This is a genomic window from Bacteroides celer (assembly GCF_002632415.2).
In the GTDB taxonomy this organism is placed as follows: domain Bacteria; phylum Bacteroidota; class Bacteroidia; order Bacteroidales; family Bacteroidaceae; genus Bacteroides.
Map to the genome: position 1 here is coordinate 197,375 of NZ_CP178209.1, position 18,615 is coordinate 215,989.

General features: G+C 41.4%; 14 protein-coding genes. 3 read left to right on the forward strand and 11 right to left on the reverse strand.

Annotated elements, in window-relative coordinates:
- Positions 1-44: 44 nt before the first annotated feature.
- A complete protein-coding gene (locus CJF29_RS00585) occupies positions 45-167 on the forward strand; it encodes a hypothetical protein (protein WP_255299338.1) in 123 nt (40 codons plus the stop codon).
- Between the two features lie 120 nt (positions 168-287).
- On the opposite strand, the gene CJF29_RS00590 is transcribed toward CJF29_RS00585, so the two are convergent.
- From CJF29_RS00590 to CJF29_RS00635, 10 genes are all read right to left on the reverse strand, one after another.
- Positions 288-767 carry a pyridoxamine 5'-phosphate oxidase family protein gene (locus CJF29_RS00590; RefSeq protein ID WP_004317010.1) on the reverse strand — a complete coding sequence of 160 codons (480 nt, stop codon included), beginning with the start codon at positions 765-767 and terminating at the stop codon, positions 288-290.
- A gap of 190 nt (positions 768-957) precedes the next feature.
- The gene (gene rnr / locus CJF29_RS00595) at positions 958-3,114 is read right to left on the reverse strand and encodes a ribonuclease R (protein WP_074635764.1); all 2,157 of its coding nucleotides are present in this window, start codon (positions 3,112-3,114) and stop codon (positions 958-960) included.
- Positions 3,115-3,327: 213 nt separating this feature from the next.
- Positions 3,328-4,923, reverse strand: coding sequence for an FISUMP domain-containing protein (locus tag CJF29_RS00600; RefSeq protein WP_074556581.1), 1,596 nt, complete (start codon positions 4,921-4,923; stop codon positions 3,328-3,330).
- Between the two features lie 59 nt (positions 4,924-4,982).
- The gene (locus CJF29_RS00605; RefSeq protein WP_074556580.1) at positions 4,983-6,032 is read right to left on the reverse strand and encodes a BACON domain-containing protein; all 1,050 of its coding nucleotides are present in this window, start codon (positions 6,030-6,032) and stop codon (positions 4,983-4,985) included.
- A 32-nt stretch (positions 6,033-6,064) separates the two neighbouring features.
- Positions 6,065-7,426, reverse strand: a complete 1,362-nt coding sequence (locus tag CJF29_RS00610) for a DUF4302 domain-containing protein (protein ID WP_074556648.1) — start codon at positions 7,424-7,426, stop codon at positions 6,065-6,067.
- A gap of 12 nt (positions 7,427-7,438) precedes the next feature.
- Entirely contained in the window at positions 7,439-8,338 is a 900-nt protein-coding gene (locus CJF29_RS00615) for a putative zinc-binding metallopeptidase (RefSeq protein WP_074556647.1), read from the reverse strand.
- A gap of 16 nt (positions 8,339-8,354) precedes the next feature.
- Entirely contained in the window at positions 8,355-9,908 is a 1,554-nt protein-coding gene (locus tag CJF29_RS00620; RefSeq protein WP_074556579.1) for a RagB/SusD family nutrient uptake outer membrane protein, read from the reverse strand.
- 28 nt (positions 9,909-9,936) lie between these two features.
- Positions 9,937-13,527 (reverse strand): SusC/RagA family TonB-linked outer membrane protein, encoded by a 3,591-nt coding sequence (locus CJF29_RS00625; RefSeq protein WP_099146350.1) that lies wholly within the window; start codon positions 13,525-13,527, stop codon positions 9,937-9,939.
- Between the two features lie 152 nt (positions 13,528-13,679).
- Positions 13,680-14,843, reverse strand: a complete 1,164-nt coding sequence (locus tag CJF29_RS00630) for a FecR family protein (RefSeq protein WP_074556577.1) — start codon at positions 14,841-14,843, stop codon at positions 13,680-13,682.
- Positions 14,844-14,907: 64 nt separating this feature from the next.
- A complete protein-coding gene (locus CJF29_RS00635) occupies positions 14,908-15,510 on the reverse strand; it encodes a sigma-70 family RNA polymerase sigma factor (RefSeq protein WP_081352643.1) in 603 nt (200 codons plus the stop codon).
- Between the two features lie 44 nt (positions 15,511-15,554).
- On the opposite strand from CJF29_RS00635, the gene CJF29_RS00640 reads away from it, so the two are divergent.
- Positions 15,555-16,562 carry an NAD-dependent epimerase/dehydratase family protein gene (locus CJF29_RS00640; protein WP_074556576.1) on the forward strand — a complete coding sequence of 336 codons (1,008 nt, stop codon included), beginning with the start codon at positions 15,555-15,557 and terminating at the stop codon, positions 16,560-16,562.
- Positions 16,553-17,518, forward strand: a complete 966-nt coding sequence (locus CJF29_RS00645; protein WP_004298541.1) for a phosphatase PAP2 family protein — start codon at positions 16,553-16,555, stop codon at positions 17,516-17,518. The genes CJF29_RS00640 and CJF29_RS00645 overlap by 10 nt, the downstream gene beginning before the upstream one ends.
- 88 nt (positions 17,519-17,606) lie before the next feature.
- Here CJF29_RS00645 and dusB read toward each other — a convergent pair whose 3' ends face one another.
- Positions 17,607-18,602 (reverse strand): tRNA dihydrouridine synthase DusB, encoded by a 996-nt coding sequence (gene dusB, locus CJF29_RS00650; protein WP_074635761.1) that lies wholly within the window; start codon positions 18,600-18,602, stop codon positions 17,607-17,609.
- Positions 18,603-18,615 lie beyond the last annotated feature (13 nt).

Consider the following 18,615-nt stretch of genomic DNA (forward strand, 5'->3'; position numbering starts at 1 on the left):
GTTGCACTTCCTATGTAATACAAGGAAGTAGGACAACATTTAGAATGAAACAGGGTGAGGGTAATTGCCTACCCTCACTTACTATCACCTTTACCCTCACACCTGTAATGCCGATGGATAAAGAGATACAAGCAGAGGATGAGGGTGTGAGGGTAAAAGTGTTCTAAACTTTTGTTTAGAGAAATTTGCTTGGAGATACTCCGTCATGCTTCTTGAATGCTGAATTCGTTTCTTAAACGGGTGTGGCACATGAAGTTAAATTCATTAGCCGAAAGCCGGAAACTGTTTTATGGCTTTTCGTTGGCTCGCAGACCGAAGACTTTTCCTGTCATCTGCCGGACAGCTACTTTCCACACTTTTACGTTACGTACGGCAGGATCGGAATAGCTGAATGCGTTGTCTGTATAATGACGCATGATAATATCCAGTGCACGACGTTTATCGTCTATCTCTTCGATGAATTCTACTTGCCCCCGACACATCGCGCTTTCGGAACGCATACTGTAACTGCAGGCTACCTTTTCGTGTTGGTAGACAAGTTTATGTCCAAGGCTGAAAGTGATGCATACATTATTATTATGTTCCAACATCTCTAACTTGCTGCCTTCGGGACCTGAATGCAGATATATGATACCATTTTCATAACCGAAGTTCATGGGAACTACATAGGGATTACCTTCTAAATCTGTAATGCCCACAAAACAGGCATCGCAATGCAGGATAATGGACTCGATTCGTTGTTTGTCTTCGATAATGACAGTCTTCATGGATATATGAATGTTATAATAGTAAGAATAATCAAAATGATACGCTAAAGTACAGACTTACGACTGATTACACAAATCTATGCGAACTTTTTTCTCGTTACTTTCACAGATTTATCTAATCAATCGTATTTCTGTACTAATGTTATCAGGGGTTGAATGAGCTTTTCAGTTTGCTTGAATATTCAAACTTTTACTTTTCTATTAATTCAAAATCCAATTGTTTCTTTTCCAGATTGGCACGAGCTACCCGAACAGTAATAGCGTCTCCCAAACTGTATATTTTGTTTTTGCGGCGTCCGCGAAGACAATAGTTCTTCTCGTCGAATTCGTAGTAGTCATCATCCAGATCACGAACAGGGACCAGACCTTCACATTTGTTTTCGTTCAGTTCTACATAAAGTCCCCACTCGGTTACGCCGGAGATTACACCGTCGTAAATCTGCCCCAGACGTTCGCTCATAAATTCCACCTGTTTATATTTGATGGAAGCACGCTCGGCATTGGCTGCAATTTGTTCCATGTTCGAGCTGTGGTCGCAGAGGTCTTCGTACTTGGCTTCGGATACGCTGCGTCCTCCGTCCATATATTTCGTCACCAAACGGTGTACCATCATGTCCGGGAAACGGCGGATGGGAGAAGTAAAGTGAGTGTAATATTCGAAAGCTAGTCCGTAGTGACCGATGTTATGGGTTGAGTAACGTGCTTTCTGCATGGCGCGGATGGATACGGTTTCTATCAGGTTCTCTTCTTTCTTTCCGTGTATGTCGTCCAATAAATGATTGATGGATTTTGAAATATCAGTCTTCGTTCCGCTTGTACGCACTTTGTAGCCGAAGCGGGCGATGAACTGTGACAAGTTCTCCAACTTCTCCGGATCGGGCAGGTCGTGGATACGGTAAGGAAGCACTTTGGCTTTCTTGTTCTTCGGCACACATCCTATCTTTTCTGCTACGGTCTTGTTAGCGAGCAACATGAATTCTTCCACTAGTTTATTGGCATCTTTTGACTCCTTGAAGTAAACGCTGATTGGTTTTCCTTTTTCGTCAATTTCGAACTTCACTTCGTAGCGGTCGAAGTTGATAGCTCCTGCAGAGAAGCGTTTTTCGCGCAGTGCTTTGGCAATCGTATCTAATGTGAGTACTTCTTCTTTGAAGTCTCCTTCTTTTGTTTCTATGATTTGTTGTGCCTCTTCGTAGGTGAAGCGACGGTCGGAGTTGATAACCGTATGTACGATGCGTGAGTCTCTGACTTCTCCTTTTTCCGTAATATCGAAGATAACGGAGAAAGCTAGTTTTTCTTCGTTCGGGCGGAGTGAACAAATGAAGTTACACAACCGTTCGGGAAGCATCGGGATGGTACGGTCTACCAGATAAACGGAAGTTGCCCGCTTTTCTGCTTCCTTGTCGATGATGCTGCCTTCTTTTACGTAATGTGTCACGTCGGCAATGTGTACGCCTACTTCCCACAATCCGTCTTTCAGTTTACGGATGGAAAGTGCGTCGTCAAAGTCTTTGGCATCTTTCGGGTCGATGGTGAAAGTTGTTACCTTACGGAAATCTTCGCGTTTGGCAATCTCTTCTGCTGAAATCTCGGCAGGAATCTTATCTGCTGCTGTCTCTACTGCTTTTGGATATACATACGGCAGACCGAATTCCGCAAGAATTGCGTGCATCTCTGTGGTGTTATCGCCAGCCTGACCTAATATATCTATTACTTGTCCGATAGGATTCTTTGCCTTGTCCGGCCATTCGGTTACTTTCACAATGGCTTTATCTCCGGTCTTTCCGCCTTTCAGCTTATCTTTCGGGATGAAAATATCATTGGCTAATGTACGGTTCTCTGTCACCAGAAATGCGTATGACTTAGCTACTTCCAGTGTGCCGACGAATGTATCGTTGGCGCGTTCCAGTATTTCGATGACTTCTCCTTCGGCTTCTCTGTTTTTCCGTTTGGCATAGAAAGTTATCTTTACCTTATCGTTATTCATCGCATGTGCGGAATTACGTTCGGCCACGAATATCGGGTCGCCCCCTTCTTCAGGAATAAACGAGTTCTTACCGTTGCTCTTCCGTTGGAAAGTGCCTACCATCTCTGTTCCATGATTGGTGAGACGGAACTTTCCTTTTTCTATTTCACTGATATAATCGTCATCTAAAAGGTCATGCAGTATATCGACGCATAGCATTTTCTGGGGATGGGTGGTGAGACGCAATTCCGAGAAAATATATTTCATGCTTAGAGTCTCATTGGGTTTGGCATGGAAAAAGTCTATTAACAACGCTGCCAGCTCTTTCTTACTCATTCTCTTGCCGGCTTTTTTCTCTTTCTTTTCTTTCTTTTTCGCCATAATGTAGTCTTTTAAAAATATGTAGTTACAAAGATAGACGATTATTTTCCTTATGGAAACTTTGGGGGAAGAAAAATTGTCTTTGGAAGAGAATAGGGGAAGAAAGCAAAGAGTTGCTTCCGCAGCGGAAACAACTCTTTTAATGAACAATTAATGCTAAATTCTATTTGTTAGAGAGAGAATTTAACTTAGCTCGCTCGCTTTTATTACTTGTTATTTTCTGACGCAACGAATGGAATGACCAAAAATGAAGTCGTGTTCATTACCATATACAAAAATCTTACTACTAGAATCTAAATAATAAAAACATGGGGTTTGTTTTTTTACTATAAGGTTGAGGCTTTTGGTTGTACTCCAGAATGTAGCTTTTTTGCCATTTTCTTCGTCACTAGTTGCAGAAGAATAAAAACCAGCTGCTATTGCATCGAATCCTGTTATATTTGTACCTGCTCCGGCAGTAGTACCTCCCCAATATGAGGTTAATTTTGATTTCATTTTTTGCCCACTATTGGTTCCAATATATTTTTTAAGTTTATCCCATTCTGTGTTTGATGGGACAATCCATCCTTCAGGAGCGAGACCAGCTTCATTATACATAGCATATCCATTGTAGAAAGCTCCGAAAGTAAGAAAGCTCTGTGTATCAGCAAATGGGAGACGATGTGCTCCTGTTGTGTTACTATTCCAATCTGTACTATTTGTGATACGTGGAATCTCGGTTCCATTCAGATAGTTCTGTGCTTTCAAATTTTCAGCCATCCAATACTGTGTACCAATCTTTACTATCTTATAATTAAATCTAGTATCATTAGGGCGAGTATCTGTTAATAATTCGGCTTCTACCATAGCATTAATAGGAGAGGTCGCTGTTGTAGTTGATGAAAAATCACCTTCTGCCAGGTAGACTTTGGATAAAGCAGATTCTGTACCTGGGGTATAAGTACATGTGTTGGTTGCTATATCCCAAACTATTGCACCACCATCGGGGATAGTAAAACCTTTGGTTAAGTCTGTTTTGCCTTCTGTTGTTACAGGATAAATTACAATCATTTGTTTGTCAATAGAAGATGACGCTATTCTGATATATTCCCGACAAACCTCTGCCACTTTTACATTCTGATACATTACTTTTTGTACATCACCTGTCGAGAAATCAGAAGGTATTTCAATAGCATATACCGGAGCTGCCCCTTGCTGTGTGACTTCAAATGTCTTTGGAGTGAGAGAAGCATCTTCTCCATAAGTTACTGTAACAGTTGTTTTACGTTCTGCATTGACTGTATATGCTTCTGCTGAAACAGTTAGTTTGTCTCCCTCTTGTGATAAGATACACCAAGTATCGCCATCGGGACGACTGGCATTCCATACACCAGTATTTGTAGTAACTGTCAATTCAATAGCAGTTCCGGCTGCATCCAAATGTACAGGTGTTCCTGTAATTTCCAAAGAAGGATCTGCCGCCTTTTGTGTCACGGTAATTTCTTGCGTTTTTGCATTGGAACCAACTCCGGCAGTAACTGTAATCATTGTTGAACGAGGGGTTATTGTTTCATTGGCAGATGCGCTGATCTTTAATGCATTGCCATTTGTCTTTAGCGTGCACCAACTATCCAACTCAGGACGTGTAGCAGTCCATTCTGATTGGTTGGTGGTGATTTCAATAGACTCTTCTCCGCCGGTAGCCAGAATCGTAACAGAATTGGAAGATACTGTTATTGCAGGTGCATCATCATCTTTGTCATCACAACCTGTGATAACGCAAAGCGCTAGTAAAGCACTAAGGAAAAAGTTTGTGTACTTCTTTGTCATAATGTAAATTATTAAAAGATTAATATTAGTCGTTTATTTCTATTGTTTCTTTTGGGGTATTAGAAAAAGAAACAGTTACTTAAAATTCTTATATTACCTTGGAAGGAATTGAGACTAGGTTCGCCGAGGAAACCGGCAAACGATATTTTGGTTGCTACTCCACCCGGCACGCCGCCATTATCTGCAAATGCGAGTACAAAGGAACCGTCGGATAAAAGTACCGGAATTAATCCTATGCTGTTGTCTGCAGTAAATAGAGGAAGTCCCATGTCGTCGACAATACAGAAATATACGCTTAATGGTAAACCGGTTGAAACATTGCTGCCCACAAATTGTCCGGCTGTTACATAAAACATATTATTTTGATAGGTGGCTTGTATCTTATAATCATAGGTGCTATTCTTGTAAAGACCGGAAATAGTATATACACCATTCTCGTCCGGAACTGAAATTGAAACTTCGGGTAAGCTGTATTGTTTTCCCTGATTTACATATGCACCTTTCCAATCGCCAACAAAATTTTCGGCGTCATATTGCATTATCTGATAGGTTAACGTACGCTCTCCTGCTGTTACTGTCACGTCACTGCCACGTGCTCTCCCTGTGTTATTTTCACTGACAATGAAGTTGCCACCGTCTGCTGAAGGGGTAAATGACAGCCAATTCTTATTTTTTTCGGGTATTACCACTTGTATAGGAAATGAACTGGATAGTTTAATCGGTAAGACTGCCGCTTTATTATCCGTACTTTGTACTTGTTCGTATTTGTCGTAAATAAATATAGCGCCTTCCTGAATAAGAGTAACTTGCTTGGCATGTTCGCCATTAGTGATGATAATCTGTGCCGAACGACCCGGATAACCTTTATTTTCCAGAACGGAAAGTCTGACGATTTCCGTAGTGACTTCTGTAACTTTACACCATTCTACGTCTGTCGTAGCTTTGACTTCCCCGATAGCTTGTATTTGTACACTTGCTTCTCCACCTGTTGCCTTTAGATTGGTGTCTGCCTTAATGATAGACAATGCCGGAATGACGGCATCATCGTCATGGCAACTGATAACGGTGAAGCAGAGGATGAATAGGAATATGTTTATTACTTTTTTCATATTATTATCTGTCTGTTTACTTGAACTTAATTTCAATAAGGCATTAGTTTAATGGAATCCATCCAACTTAAATATCCGAGATATGTGCTACTGGAGTATTTGTCAGAGTTGTAAGCTGTCAGGACAAAGGAAGTGGCTGGTTCTCCCACTAATGAACTGAAAAGTGTGCCATATTCGACAAAAGACAAGATGCCGTCGTCCGATGTTTCTGAAACTAAACCATAGTCATAACCTGCATAAGATGCGATATAGCCGAAATCCGCTCCTAGATGCGCCGGTATTGCATAAGCTTCGTTGTTTCCCAAGATATATGTTCCGTAGAATTGCCCGGTTCCTGTGATATCACCTGTTTTTTGAGGCTTGAGAGTTAGTTTGCCCATCGCTTTATCATAAGTAACTATGATGTCTGCTTCTAAGTCAGAACCTATCATTATATAGCTTTTCTGATCTACCAGTTGTTTTAGCTGTACTATGAAAGGCATGGCATCTACAAAATTAAAATTACCTGCAGCGTCTATTTCCAGTGTTTTGTAGTAAAAGTAGTAAAAGCCGGTATAATCTTCATATTTCTTGTACCCTTCGGGATAAACTCCTTCGATACTGACATGTTCGGCTCCTGCATCTGTACAGGTAAAAGCCATTCTGGTTTTATTCCATTTGAAATTCTGTAATGCTTTTCCGCCGATCGTTATCGGTTGACGGAAATGAAACCCTTCCGGAGTGTAAACAAACGGTGCTTCCTGATACTCTGCTTGGGTGGAAATGCCGAAAACACGTGAGTAGCGTTCCATTTCTCCTACCTTCTCTCCACCCGCTTTTAATATATAAGTATTTAGAAAAGCCTCATCGGCAATTTTGTTGAGGTCGTTGATATATGTGCTCCAATCGGTGTCTGCCGGCATTGGGGTCATAACCATTTTATTCTGATATTTCTTGCCTTGCAGTATGATCTCATTTTCGGAAGCACTCATTATTGCGAATTCATAATCACCCTGGAAATTGCTGTTCTGTTTTAAAATAGGTTCGGAGAAACAGTGTATCAATTCATTGAAGGTGTCGAATGTCAATAAGGTGCTTTGCTCGGATACCACTTTGTAAAGTGAGGTGGCTTCGGCTCCGGGTTTGGCATTGAGAGAACCTATTTCGGACATGATTTTTACATTCTTCCCGTCAAATTGGCAAAGTAATGTAATTCCTCCCATTGAATAGTTCTTTCCGGCATAGTATTCCAACTTCCAACCGTTGGGAGCGTTCATTAATAATTCATTGCAACGTTCTACATCTTCGGTAGCCCGGTTGGCAGAGGAATCATCAAAATAACTGTCTTCTTGATATAGACATGACTGTAAGCTAATGCATAAGGAAGCTAACAGGAAATATAATATTTTCTTCATAATCATAGACATTTATTCAATAGTGTTTAATTCTAGTTCGGGAATCTCTAGTTGGCGGCGCAATACAATGGCACGTAGGTCGTTAAGATCAATCCCCCAGGTTTCAAACATGTAATTATAGACGATAGCAAACTTTTCATTGATGATGCTCGCGCCGGTTTCTCCGGCTTTGTCCAGCATGTTACTCCAGTATGTTTCATTGTGTGTAACGTACATGGCAATGTTTTCAACAAAATCTTCGCGGGCTTCACTCATTGCGTAGGCCGTAACAAACCCTTGCTTCCATGCATTGGTATTGCCACCATCCCGGTCTGCTTCTTGATACCAGTCTGTCCCTATGTATTTTCCCTCACAGATTCTCTCAAATGAGGGGTCATAGTTTCGTTTCTGATGCAGGATATGTGCGAACTCGTGATGCATGGTTTCGAAATAGTATTTGTTGAGTAGTTCAATGTCAATCTCGTTTACATCAAGGTCATTGACATTGTAGAGGGTGATTTTCTTTCCTCCTTCGGCTGTGCCGAGTACCATAGTACCGCTACTGTCATAAGCCGGCGAACCTATCAGGTGAAATGTCTTAGGTACATATGAACGTACGAAGTTAGGACCTGCGAGTTCGGTATAGGCTTCCATCCACACGTGTTTTATAATTTTGGAAAGCATAATCGCTTTATCATAATCAGCAGGAACCAGTTTATACTTCTGATCGCTTTCAATATCTTGCATCCGATACTTAAAGTCGATATTATATGGATATGTATAGTTTTTAAGGAGCCACTGATCGAATTTATTATATTCTACCGGTTCGGTAGTAAATATGCTATGGTCACGGTCAATTTCATCATCGTTGTTGCAAGCTACGATGCCGAAGGTCGATATACTTATCAATGCGTATATATAATATTTTCTCATATCTTTCTCCTTTCCTTTATTCATTGTTTCTTGGGTTAGGTTGCATACCGGCCAGGATGACGCTTCTAGGAATCTGTATAGCGCGGCGCAGATCGTTTGCAGGCATTTCGTCTGTTATTGTCATATAACCGTCACTGACTAATCGGCGATAGATGACGATGCCGTAACGTTTGATGTCGGGCCAGCGAATTCCCTCATGCAAAGTAGCCATACGGCGTATATGAAGGATACATTGAATTATATTTTCTTGCATGCCCTTTTCGATTGTGAAGTCCGGATGCAGTTCCTTTTTGGGTGTCAGTGACTTTAGCGGGTTGTAATACGGCATTTCTTCATAATATGCGTTAATCTTTTCCGGTGTTAATGTGGCTTTGTTATTCGTATATGCCTTTTGCCAGGTTGTGATGTCGAAGGCTGCCTGTGTATAGTTTTTCTTTAAAGCATACGCTTCGGCGCGATAGAGCAATATCTCGTCTGTGCTGAAGATTATCGGCATATAGTAGTAATAGTCACTTCCCTCGTACATGCCACTTTTACGTATGAAGCTACATTCATATCCACTGGTGGTGAATGGTTTCACATATAAGTTATTGGCATTTCCCCACAGCCCGGATGATTGTGCGGTTTCGTTACTGGCTATTAGTTTGTTGTGCATATAACGTTTTCCGGTCATGTAGTTGCTGATAAGGATTCCCCAATTAGATACGGTGCTACTGATAAGTAAGTTCGCCTTATTGGTTGATGCGATGTAGGCATCAGGTTGTACATTATCATTAGCTGTCAGTTTTCCCCATGACTCCCAATCTCTTAACTGGTTACTTGCGTCGCTTCCCAACACACGGGTGGCATAGTCTATTACTTTGTCACAGTTCGAGAAGTCTGGCTGCATGTAGTAAAGATAAAAGCGTGCAGCAAAAGCATAAGCGGCTTTTTTTGTAAAGTGATATTTGGGAACAGAATAGCTGTCGTCAGAGATTAATGGCAAGCTGGCTAACAGGTCACGTTCTATCTTTTGATATACTTCTTCTAAAGTGCCGCGCTTGTATTGCGGGAGTACGGTTGTTTCCACCTCCTCCATATAAGGGATTCCCAGTTCCTGACCGGCATGGGAATTGTAAGCGTTGCAGAAAATATTGGCCAGCATAAAATGGCTGTAAGCACGGCATATTAATGCTTCTCCTTGTTGTGGGGCTAATGATGCCGGGTTTCCCCGTTGTTGAATGGCATCTAAAACCATATTGGAGGCGGCGATAGCTGCATAATATGTTTCCCACAAATAGTTTGGGGTATCCTGATACTCTTCTTGGGTATCTTTCCAGTTATAACAATCTTCTTCCGCAATTTTATAATAGGGGGCTCTGGTTCCATTATCATCTGTATTGTCGCTATAAAGTTCGAATAGGGCATTGGCTGTTCCTTGGGGATAAGCCGAGACAAGTAACTTTGCAATCTTCTGCTCCGTATCCAGTTCCGTACGGTTATCCGGGAGTTTGTCGAGGAAGTCGTTGCAGGAACTCATGGCTATTCCGGTCATTAGTAGCAAGGTATAAAATATATTCTTATGTTTCATATTGATCATTTTTATCTGTATATAATAATTATAGACCGAGTCTTAGTGTTAATGTAAACTGACGGGGTACGGGTGAAGCTACTCCACCTGTATTGAAGAATTCTGGGTCTTGACCATTTAATTTCTTGTCAGCATAGATTAAGAATAGATTAGTGGCTTGCAACTTCAAGGATAAATTGGATATCTTAGCCGGAGCAATCCATTTTTGCGGGAAATCATAGGCTACTGATATCTCTTTCATGCGTATGAAGTCTCCCTTTGCGATACGTTCTGTAGAATAATTGTATGCATTGTAGGCTCGATACAAGGTTCGGTTGGCTTCATATTGCGGGCTGCTTAGTATAGCAGGAACATTTGTCTTGACCTCATCTCCGGAAAGTGTCCAGCGATTTTTGAATTCACGCGGCATGGCGCTTAAATCACTGTACTTATAATTGAAATAAGGATTTAAACGAACTACATTACCAAATGAATAGGTCATGAATATATTTAATTTAAAACCTTTGTATGTAAAGATGTTGCCAAAACTACCTGTAACAGTCGGGTCTGTGGGACCTTCATATTTTAGGTAATCCAATTTTTCACGCTCTTGAAAATTTATATCTGTTGAGGTTACAGTTCCGTTGATGTTAAATTGTGGTATTCCGTTCTCATCCAATCCAGCGAAAGGGATAGAAAAGAGTGCGCGTACAGGATAACCCTCACGTGCAAATCCGCTTCCGGAAACGAGTTCCATCATGCGTGTACGTCCTTTTAAATCGGTTACTTCATTTTTTGCATGTGCAAAAATGAAGTCAGAACTCCATGAGAAATCTTTTGTCTTGATGTTTTTGGTTGAGAGGGTAAACTCTGTTCCGTAAGATTTCATGGTGGCTACATTGGCGAATTTATAGATGTTTCCTCCTACTCCCTGGGTTGGAATAAGACCAATCAGGTCGTAGTTATTACGAGTGTACCAGTCGGCAGAGAAATTGATCCGGTTATTAATAAATCCAATGTCAATCCCCAAGTTTAGTTCGTGTTTCTTTTCGTAAGTCAATTCGCTGTTTTCAGCGTCTTCAATATATAATCCTGTTTCTTGAATGTCGGTAAAAGGACGATACGGTGAATAGCTGCGGATAATAGCTTGTGAATTGGTGACGTCCGCCGGTCCGCGGTCTGCCGTCAACGAATATGATGCTTTCAGAGTCAGGTTGGACATGGTTGGCTCTAAAGATTTGAAGAACTTTTCTTCGTGTACATTCCAGGCACCGGATACATTCCAGGTTGGCAACCAGCGGGAAGAACGGCTACGTCCCATACGGTTGGTCCCTTCGTACCGGAAAGTCCCGTTGATGGTATAACGTCCGTCGTATGAATAAGTCGCATTCGCAAATCCTGCTACACTCCGGGTTTGAGAATGGCTCAATGAGTAGTACTTATTTCCGGTTTCTACTCCTTGCTTAAAGAACTGATATACATATGATGGAATTTCTCCCATAGAATATTGCATTCCCCAACCCTGAAAAGAAGAGTAGGTTCTCTGCAGGTCGTTGATTTCCATTCCGGCAAAGAAATTGGTAATATGTTTGTCCGCAAACAAATGATTCCACGAAAGAGTGGAGCGGAAGTCGAGCCCCAGCATTTTACGGTCTTGGCGTTGGTAGATACCACCTTCGGGAAGTACGGAGATTGGCAATGCATAGGGGTTATCAGGATTTATGTAGAGCCAGTCATTTTCTTTACGGATAGTGGCATCATCCAGTCCGCTACGGTAGGCTATGGCCTGATTGGAATCATCCAGTATATTATGTTCCTGTGAAGAAGTTTGGTAGCGGACGGCTCCCAAAGCGCTGACTTCTAGTTCGGGGAGAACTTTCCATTTTAACTCTCCTTGAAATTTTACATCCACTACATTAAGTTCGATATAGTTATTGTTTAATTCCCGCAGGATATTGAACGGCGCATAGTTAGCTACATAATCAGCAGCAGGGTCTAGCGTGCGTGAGGTATTTAATGCGTATGAATACGGGTTGATGTCAAAGTCACGAGTCACTTCTCCTGAGGCAACGTCTAATGATGAATTCATCGTTCCGGGTGCCTGCTGTTTTCGATAGGAAGCGTTGGAAATCAGGTTGATGGATAAATTCTTATATATGTTATAACTGGTGTTTATATTCGCAGTATAGCGTTTGATTTCGCTTTGTTTATACCACCCCGGGTCGAGCATGGCACTCAATGAAGCATAGAACGAAGACTTCTCCGAACCGGATGTTATGCTGACAGAATGATTTTGTGAAATATTGTTTGAAAATAGTTCGTCAAACCAGTTCGTGTTACGCATCTCGGCTTCGCGTAAGTAGGAGTTTCGTGACGTAAGAGTGTTGGACAGTCCGAACTGTCCACTACTTTCATTGAATTCGTCTATCAGTTTATACATACGGCCATATACACCGCTATTTTTAGCACGGAAGAGGTCACCGCTGTTTAGCCAACCTTTCTGTTCCATCTCTTTATAGATACCCATTTGTTCTTGTGAATTCATGATATTGAATTCATTGTAGCTGGGAATCATACGGGTGGTAAACTCTCCTGTATAACTAATCTTACTAACTCCCGCCTTTCCTTTTTTGGTAGTAACCACAATAACTCCTGCCATCGCGCGTGCGCCGTAAATGGAAGTTGCCGAACCGTCTTTTAGGATTTGGAAGCTTTCGATATCATCAGAATTCAATCCGGCAATAGCAGAGCTGATTAATGTTTCTGCATCACCGGAAGACAGGTCGTCCGGTCCCACGTCAATAGCATCTTCCATAATAACGCCGTCGACAACCCATAGCGGTTTTGAACTTCCGTAAATAGAAGTGGCTCCACGTACACGAATCTTCGGTGCCGTACCGAATGTTCCTGAAACATTCTGTACAGATACGCCTGCCGCACGTCCTTCGAGGCCGCGGCTGATGTCGGGCAAACCGTCGAGTTTTACATTGTCCGCTGTTAATTGGTTAGTCGCTCCCGTAAACAGGCGCTTGTCCATCTTTTGCATACCTGTCACCACGACCTCCGATAGTGTTTGTACATCAGGCATCAATGTAACGCTCATCGTAGGAGAAGGAGTAAGGTCTTGCGCTTTCATTCCTATATAGGAAAATTGCAAAACAGATTTGTTCGATACATTCTCTATCGAAAACTTTCCGTCTATATCTGTCAATACGCCGGATTTGCTTCCTTTGATGAGAACTGTTGCACCGATGAGCGGTTGGTTATCATCACCAGAAATGACTACGCCTTTTACATTGAATACTTTTGCTTGTTTGGAAGGCCCTTTGAGGCTGATGGTGACAAATTGGTCCTCGATGTGATATTCCAACGGTTTGCTGGTTAAGATAATATCAAGAACCTGCTCGATGCTTTTATCCTTCGCGGAGCCCGAGACTGTGTACTTTTTGACATCATCGTACGTAAAAAGGATTTTGTATCCGGAGATCTTTTCCAAACGTTTTAGTACGGACGGTAATCGTTTGTTGCTAAATTCAATCGTGATTTTCTTTTGTGGTTGTGCTTGGGCATTTACCTGATAAGGTAAAAAGCATAATACGCATAGAAAACACACAATGAGTAGCTTCCAATTTTTTCTCATACGTTTCAATTTAATAACACTAGTTTGAATATGTTTATAATACTAGTGCGTATGAACCGAAAAAATGGATACCCTTTTTGCGAATTATTTTTTAATAAAAGTGATAATTTGTTGTTTCTTGCATGATTTTGTTATACTTATGCAAGAATATATTAGTCTATGGTAAGCGTGTTGCCCTGCAAGGTTACCGTTACTTTTTTCATTCTGTTAAGTAATGAAATAGTGTGTTCCAAGTTTTTGGAACGGTCAGAAACGAAATGCATCTTATAGCTCATTGCTTCTTTATTTCTGAATTCGATATTTACATTATACCAGCGTCCCAGGTTTTGCATAATGTCTTTTAATGTGATGTCATCAAAGTAGAAATACCCGTCTTTCCAATAGACATAAGAGTCTAGGTCCACTTCGGTGAGTACAAAGTTGCCGTCAGATTGCAGGTGGGCGTCTTCTCCCGGATAAAGCCTGGTATAAGAACCTCCCCGAGTATTGCTGACTTCCACTTTTCCATTGATAAGTACTACGTGGGTATCTTCGGGAGAATAACTGCGAATATTGAACTCAGTGCCAAGAACCCTGGTTTGCACAGTTTGGGTTTTTACAATAAAGGGGCGGTTGGGATCTTTGGTTACTTTAAAGTAAGCTTCTCCTTCTAAAGTGACAACCCGTTCTTTACCTACAAAGGCTGTGGGATAGACAAAGTTGCTGTTGGCATTGAGCCATACTTCTGTTCCGTCACACAGTACGACCTTGAAACTTTCACCTCGGGGGACGGTAAGCACATGCGTCTGCGTTGTTTTCGAGATGACTTGCCTGTAATCTAATTCTTTCTTTTCAGATTTTGCAGTTGCCGCTCTATGTGGAATCTGATTGTTTGCTATCGGTTCGTCCAACATGATTTTTTCTCCATTATCTTTTTGAAGAATGATGTGCTGGGGAGCCGTATCGGCGGTGAATACTGTTATAGGTTCGACGGAAGGCGTTGTCAGGATGTTTATGAAATAATAGCTTCCGAAGAGAATGGCAACCATGGCGGCAATGCTGATTCCGGTCTTCCACAGGATAGAACGCATGCGCGACGCGGCTTTCCTCTTTTTGAACCGTTCTAATTCCGCTTCTATGTCCGGCAGTTCCGCTCCGCCTTTTTGTTGCAAGAAAAGGCTACTGTCCATTATATCACGGCAAGCTTGCAGACATTCTTCATCTTCAAGCAATTCTTGTAATTGCTTGTCACTTATTTCCGCCGGACTCTCCATGATGTCGAGTGCCTTCTTTACAGATTCTTCTGTATTATTTATATTGTCAGTATGTTCATTCATCACTTTCGGATACTATATCAATCTTATTATATTACGTTTAATCACCTGAATAAAGACACCTGCTTTATGATTTTTTTGCACATTCCTCACGTATTACTTGCAGAGCTTTCACAATGTGTTTTCTTACCGCACTGACACTGATGTTCAACTCGTCTGCTACTTCCTGATACTTTTTACGCTGGATATAACATTCTTCTAAAATGTGTCTCGTGTGCGGAGTAAGTTTCTCCATAGCTTTACTGATGTGTATCATTCTTTCATCCTGTTCCTGATATTCCGTTTCCACATAACTTTTAGTCAGTTCGGAGTAGATTTGTACATACTGTTCGTGTGTATTTTGATGGCGTAGGAAATCAATGCTTTTATTACGGACATATATATACAAATAAGATCTTGCTGTAGCTTTATCAATTTTTGCGTAATTGGTCCAGATAAATTCGAAGGCATCGCTTACGATATCCTTGCTAGCCTCCATATTATTAATCAGGTGAAATGCATAATAATAAAGTTGAGGATAGTACTCTTTAAAAAGAAAATCAAAATCGGCCTTATCTTCCACGTGCTTTAAAAGTGTTGAATAGTAAATAAATCGCGTTGCAAATAAACAAATAATAATTGAGAAAAGCAAAATGGCTTTTATTTTATATTTATCGTATCTTTGTGGCATCATATTTTTTCAATTAATATTCATGTAGGACCTGAAAAGTAATAATGGAGAGTATTTTAATTACAGGCGCGAGTGGTTTTATCGGCAGTTTCATCGTGGAGGAAGCGTTGAAACGAAAGTTTGGTGTGTGGGCCGGGATTCGTTCTACGAGTAGCAAGCGGTATTTGAAAAACCGGAAAATCCACTTTCTGGAACTGGATTTTGCGCACCCTAATGAACTTCGTGCCCAACTCTCCGGGCATAAAGGCACTTATAACAAATTTGATTATATCATTCATTGCGCCGGTGTTACAAAGTGCCCCGACAAGCACTCTTTTGACTATGTGAATTATCTTCAGACCAAATATTTTATCGATACGTTGAAGGAGCTGAATATGGTTCCGAAACAGTTTATCTATATCAGTACATTGAGTGTGTTCGGACCTGTACGTGAGAAGGACTATACTCCGATAAAAGCGGACGACCCTGCGGTACCCAATACTGCTTATGGATTGAGCAAACTGAAAGCGGAGTTGTATATTCAGAGTATGCCTGGTTTCCCTTATGTCATTTATCGTCCTACAGGAGTCTATGGACCTCGTGAAGCTGATTATTATCTGATGGCAAAGTCTATCCGGAAACACGTTGATTTCTCGGTTGGTTTCCGTCGTCAGGATTTGACTTTTGTGTATGTGAAAGACATTGTGCAGGCTATTTTCCTGGGAATAGAGAAAAAAGTAGTTCGTAAGGCGTATTTCTTGACAGACGGGAAAGTTTATAAAAGCCGTGCCTTTTCGGATTTGATACAAAAAGAATTGGGTAATCCGTTTGTTCTTCACTTGAAATGTCCATTAATTGTGCTAAAAGTTATATCTTTGTTCGCTGAATTCGTTGCTACACGTTCCGGGAGGAGCAGTACCCTGAATTCGGATAAATATAAGATAATGAAACAACGCAACTGGCAATGCGATATAACCCCGGTAATGGATGAACTGGGGTATGTGCCCGAATATGATTTGGAAAAGGGAGTTCGGGAAACCATTGCCTGGTATAAAAATGAAGGATGGCTTTAGACTTATTTAAGCGCATAGAAACCCGGAAAGGGTTGTTTGCTGTGGAAAAGATTACATTGATTTATAATCTGTTGACTTCCATATTGATTCTGTTCCTGTTTCAGCGGATGGATCATCCATGGCACATGTTGCTGGATAGGGCGATGATCGCGGCTATGACTTTTTTATTGATGTATCTTTATCGTCTTGCTCCCTGTAAATTTTCGGCGTTTGTGCGTATTGTTATTCAGATGAGTCTGCTGTCTTACTGGTATCCGGATACTTTCGAGTTCAATCGTTTCTTTCCGAATTTAGATCATGTATTTGCAACTGCCGAACAGTTTATTTTCAATGGTCAGCCTGCTATTTGGTTCTGTCATACGTTTCCGCATCTTATAGTCAGCGAGGCATTCAATATGGGATATTTCTTTTATTATCCGATGATGCTGATTGTGGCTCTATTCTATTTCATTTATAAATTTGAGTGGTTCGAAAAGATGTCTTTTGTGCTTGTCACTTCTTTCTTTATTTACTATCTGATTTATATATTCGTTCCTGTTGCAGGCCCTCAATTCTATTTTCCTGCCATTGGTATTGATAATGTATCTAAAGGTATTTTTCCTGCTATCGGCGATTATTTCAATCATAATCAGGAGTTACTTCCCGGACCGGGCTATCAGCACGGATTTTTTTATAGTTTGGTGGAAGGCTCGCAGCAAGTGGGTGAACGTCCTACGGCGGCATTCCCCAGTTCGCATGTAGGCATTTCTACTATTCTGATGATTATGGCTTGGCGTGGCAGCAAGAAGTTGTTTGCCTGTCTTATACCTTTCTATATGTTGCTCTGTGGGGCTACCGTATATATTCAGGCGCATTATGTGATTGATGCCATTGTTGGTTTCTTCTCTGCATTCCTATTGTATGTAGTCGTAACTTGGATGTTCAAAAAGTGGTTTGCGCAGCCGATGTTTAAATAGAAACCAAAGACCTTGACGTTTAATTAGATCATGTTATTCTTCAGGAACAAGTACAAGCTCCTGAAGAATAGATATAATAGGTGTTGATTTAAATTTCCGGATTTTCTTTGCGTTGGGAAGTGATTTCATCAAATATCCGGAAAAGCTCTTCTTTTGTTTCTGCCCGTAACATCGCAATACGTGTGTTGCGGAAGTTAGGGATTCCCTTGAATAGAGGGCTTGCGGCCAGATGACGGCGCACGTGCAAAATTCCTCTACGTTCATCGAGCAGGCTAACGCTATCTACCACTTCCTGGCGAAGTACTTCCATACACCATTCAAAACTAAGTGGAGGTAATTCTTCACCTGTCTCTAAATAGTGTTTTACTTCCTTGAATATCCATGGACGACCGAAGCTGGCACGACCGATCATTACAGCATCCACTCCATAACGGTCAAAACACTCCTTACAGCGTTGAGGGCTGGTCACGTCTCCATTGCCGATAATGGGAATATGCATTCTTGGATTATTCTTCACTTCGCCTATCAGTGTCCAATCCGCCTCTCCGGTATACATTTGTGCGCGGGTACGGCCATGTATAGTCAATGCGGCGATGCCGCAATCTTGCAACTGTTCCGCTAATTCTACAATCACTTTATTGTTTGCATCCCATCCCAAACGAGTCTTCACTGTTACAGGTATTTTCACTGCATCTACTACGGCACGGGTAATCTCCAGCATCTTGGGGATATTTTGTAGCATCCCTGCTCCTGCACCTTTTCCGGCTACTCTTTTCACCGGACATCCGAAGTTAATATCCAGAATATCAGGTTGTGCCTGCTCTACAATCTTGGCAGCTTCCACCATTGTTTCCGTATCTTTTCCGTATATCTGGATGGCGACAGGACGTTCGGCGTCACTGATACTTAGTTTCTGTGAAGTCTTGCTGACAGCACGTATCAGTGCGTCACTCGACACAAACTCGGTGTATACCATATCTGCTCCGAACTTCTTGCACATCAGGCGGAAAGCCGGATCGGTTACGTCTTCCATCGGAGCAAGTAAGATGGGATATTTACCCAGATCTATTTGGCCTATCTTCATATATGAATCTGCT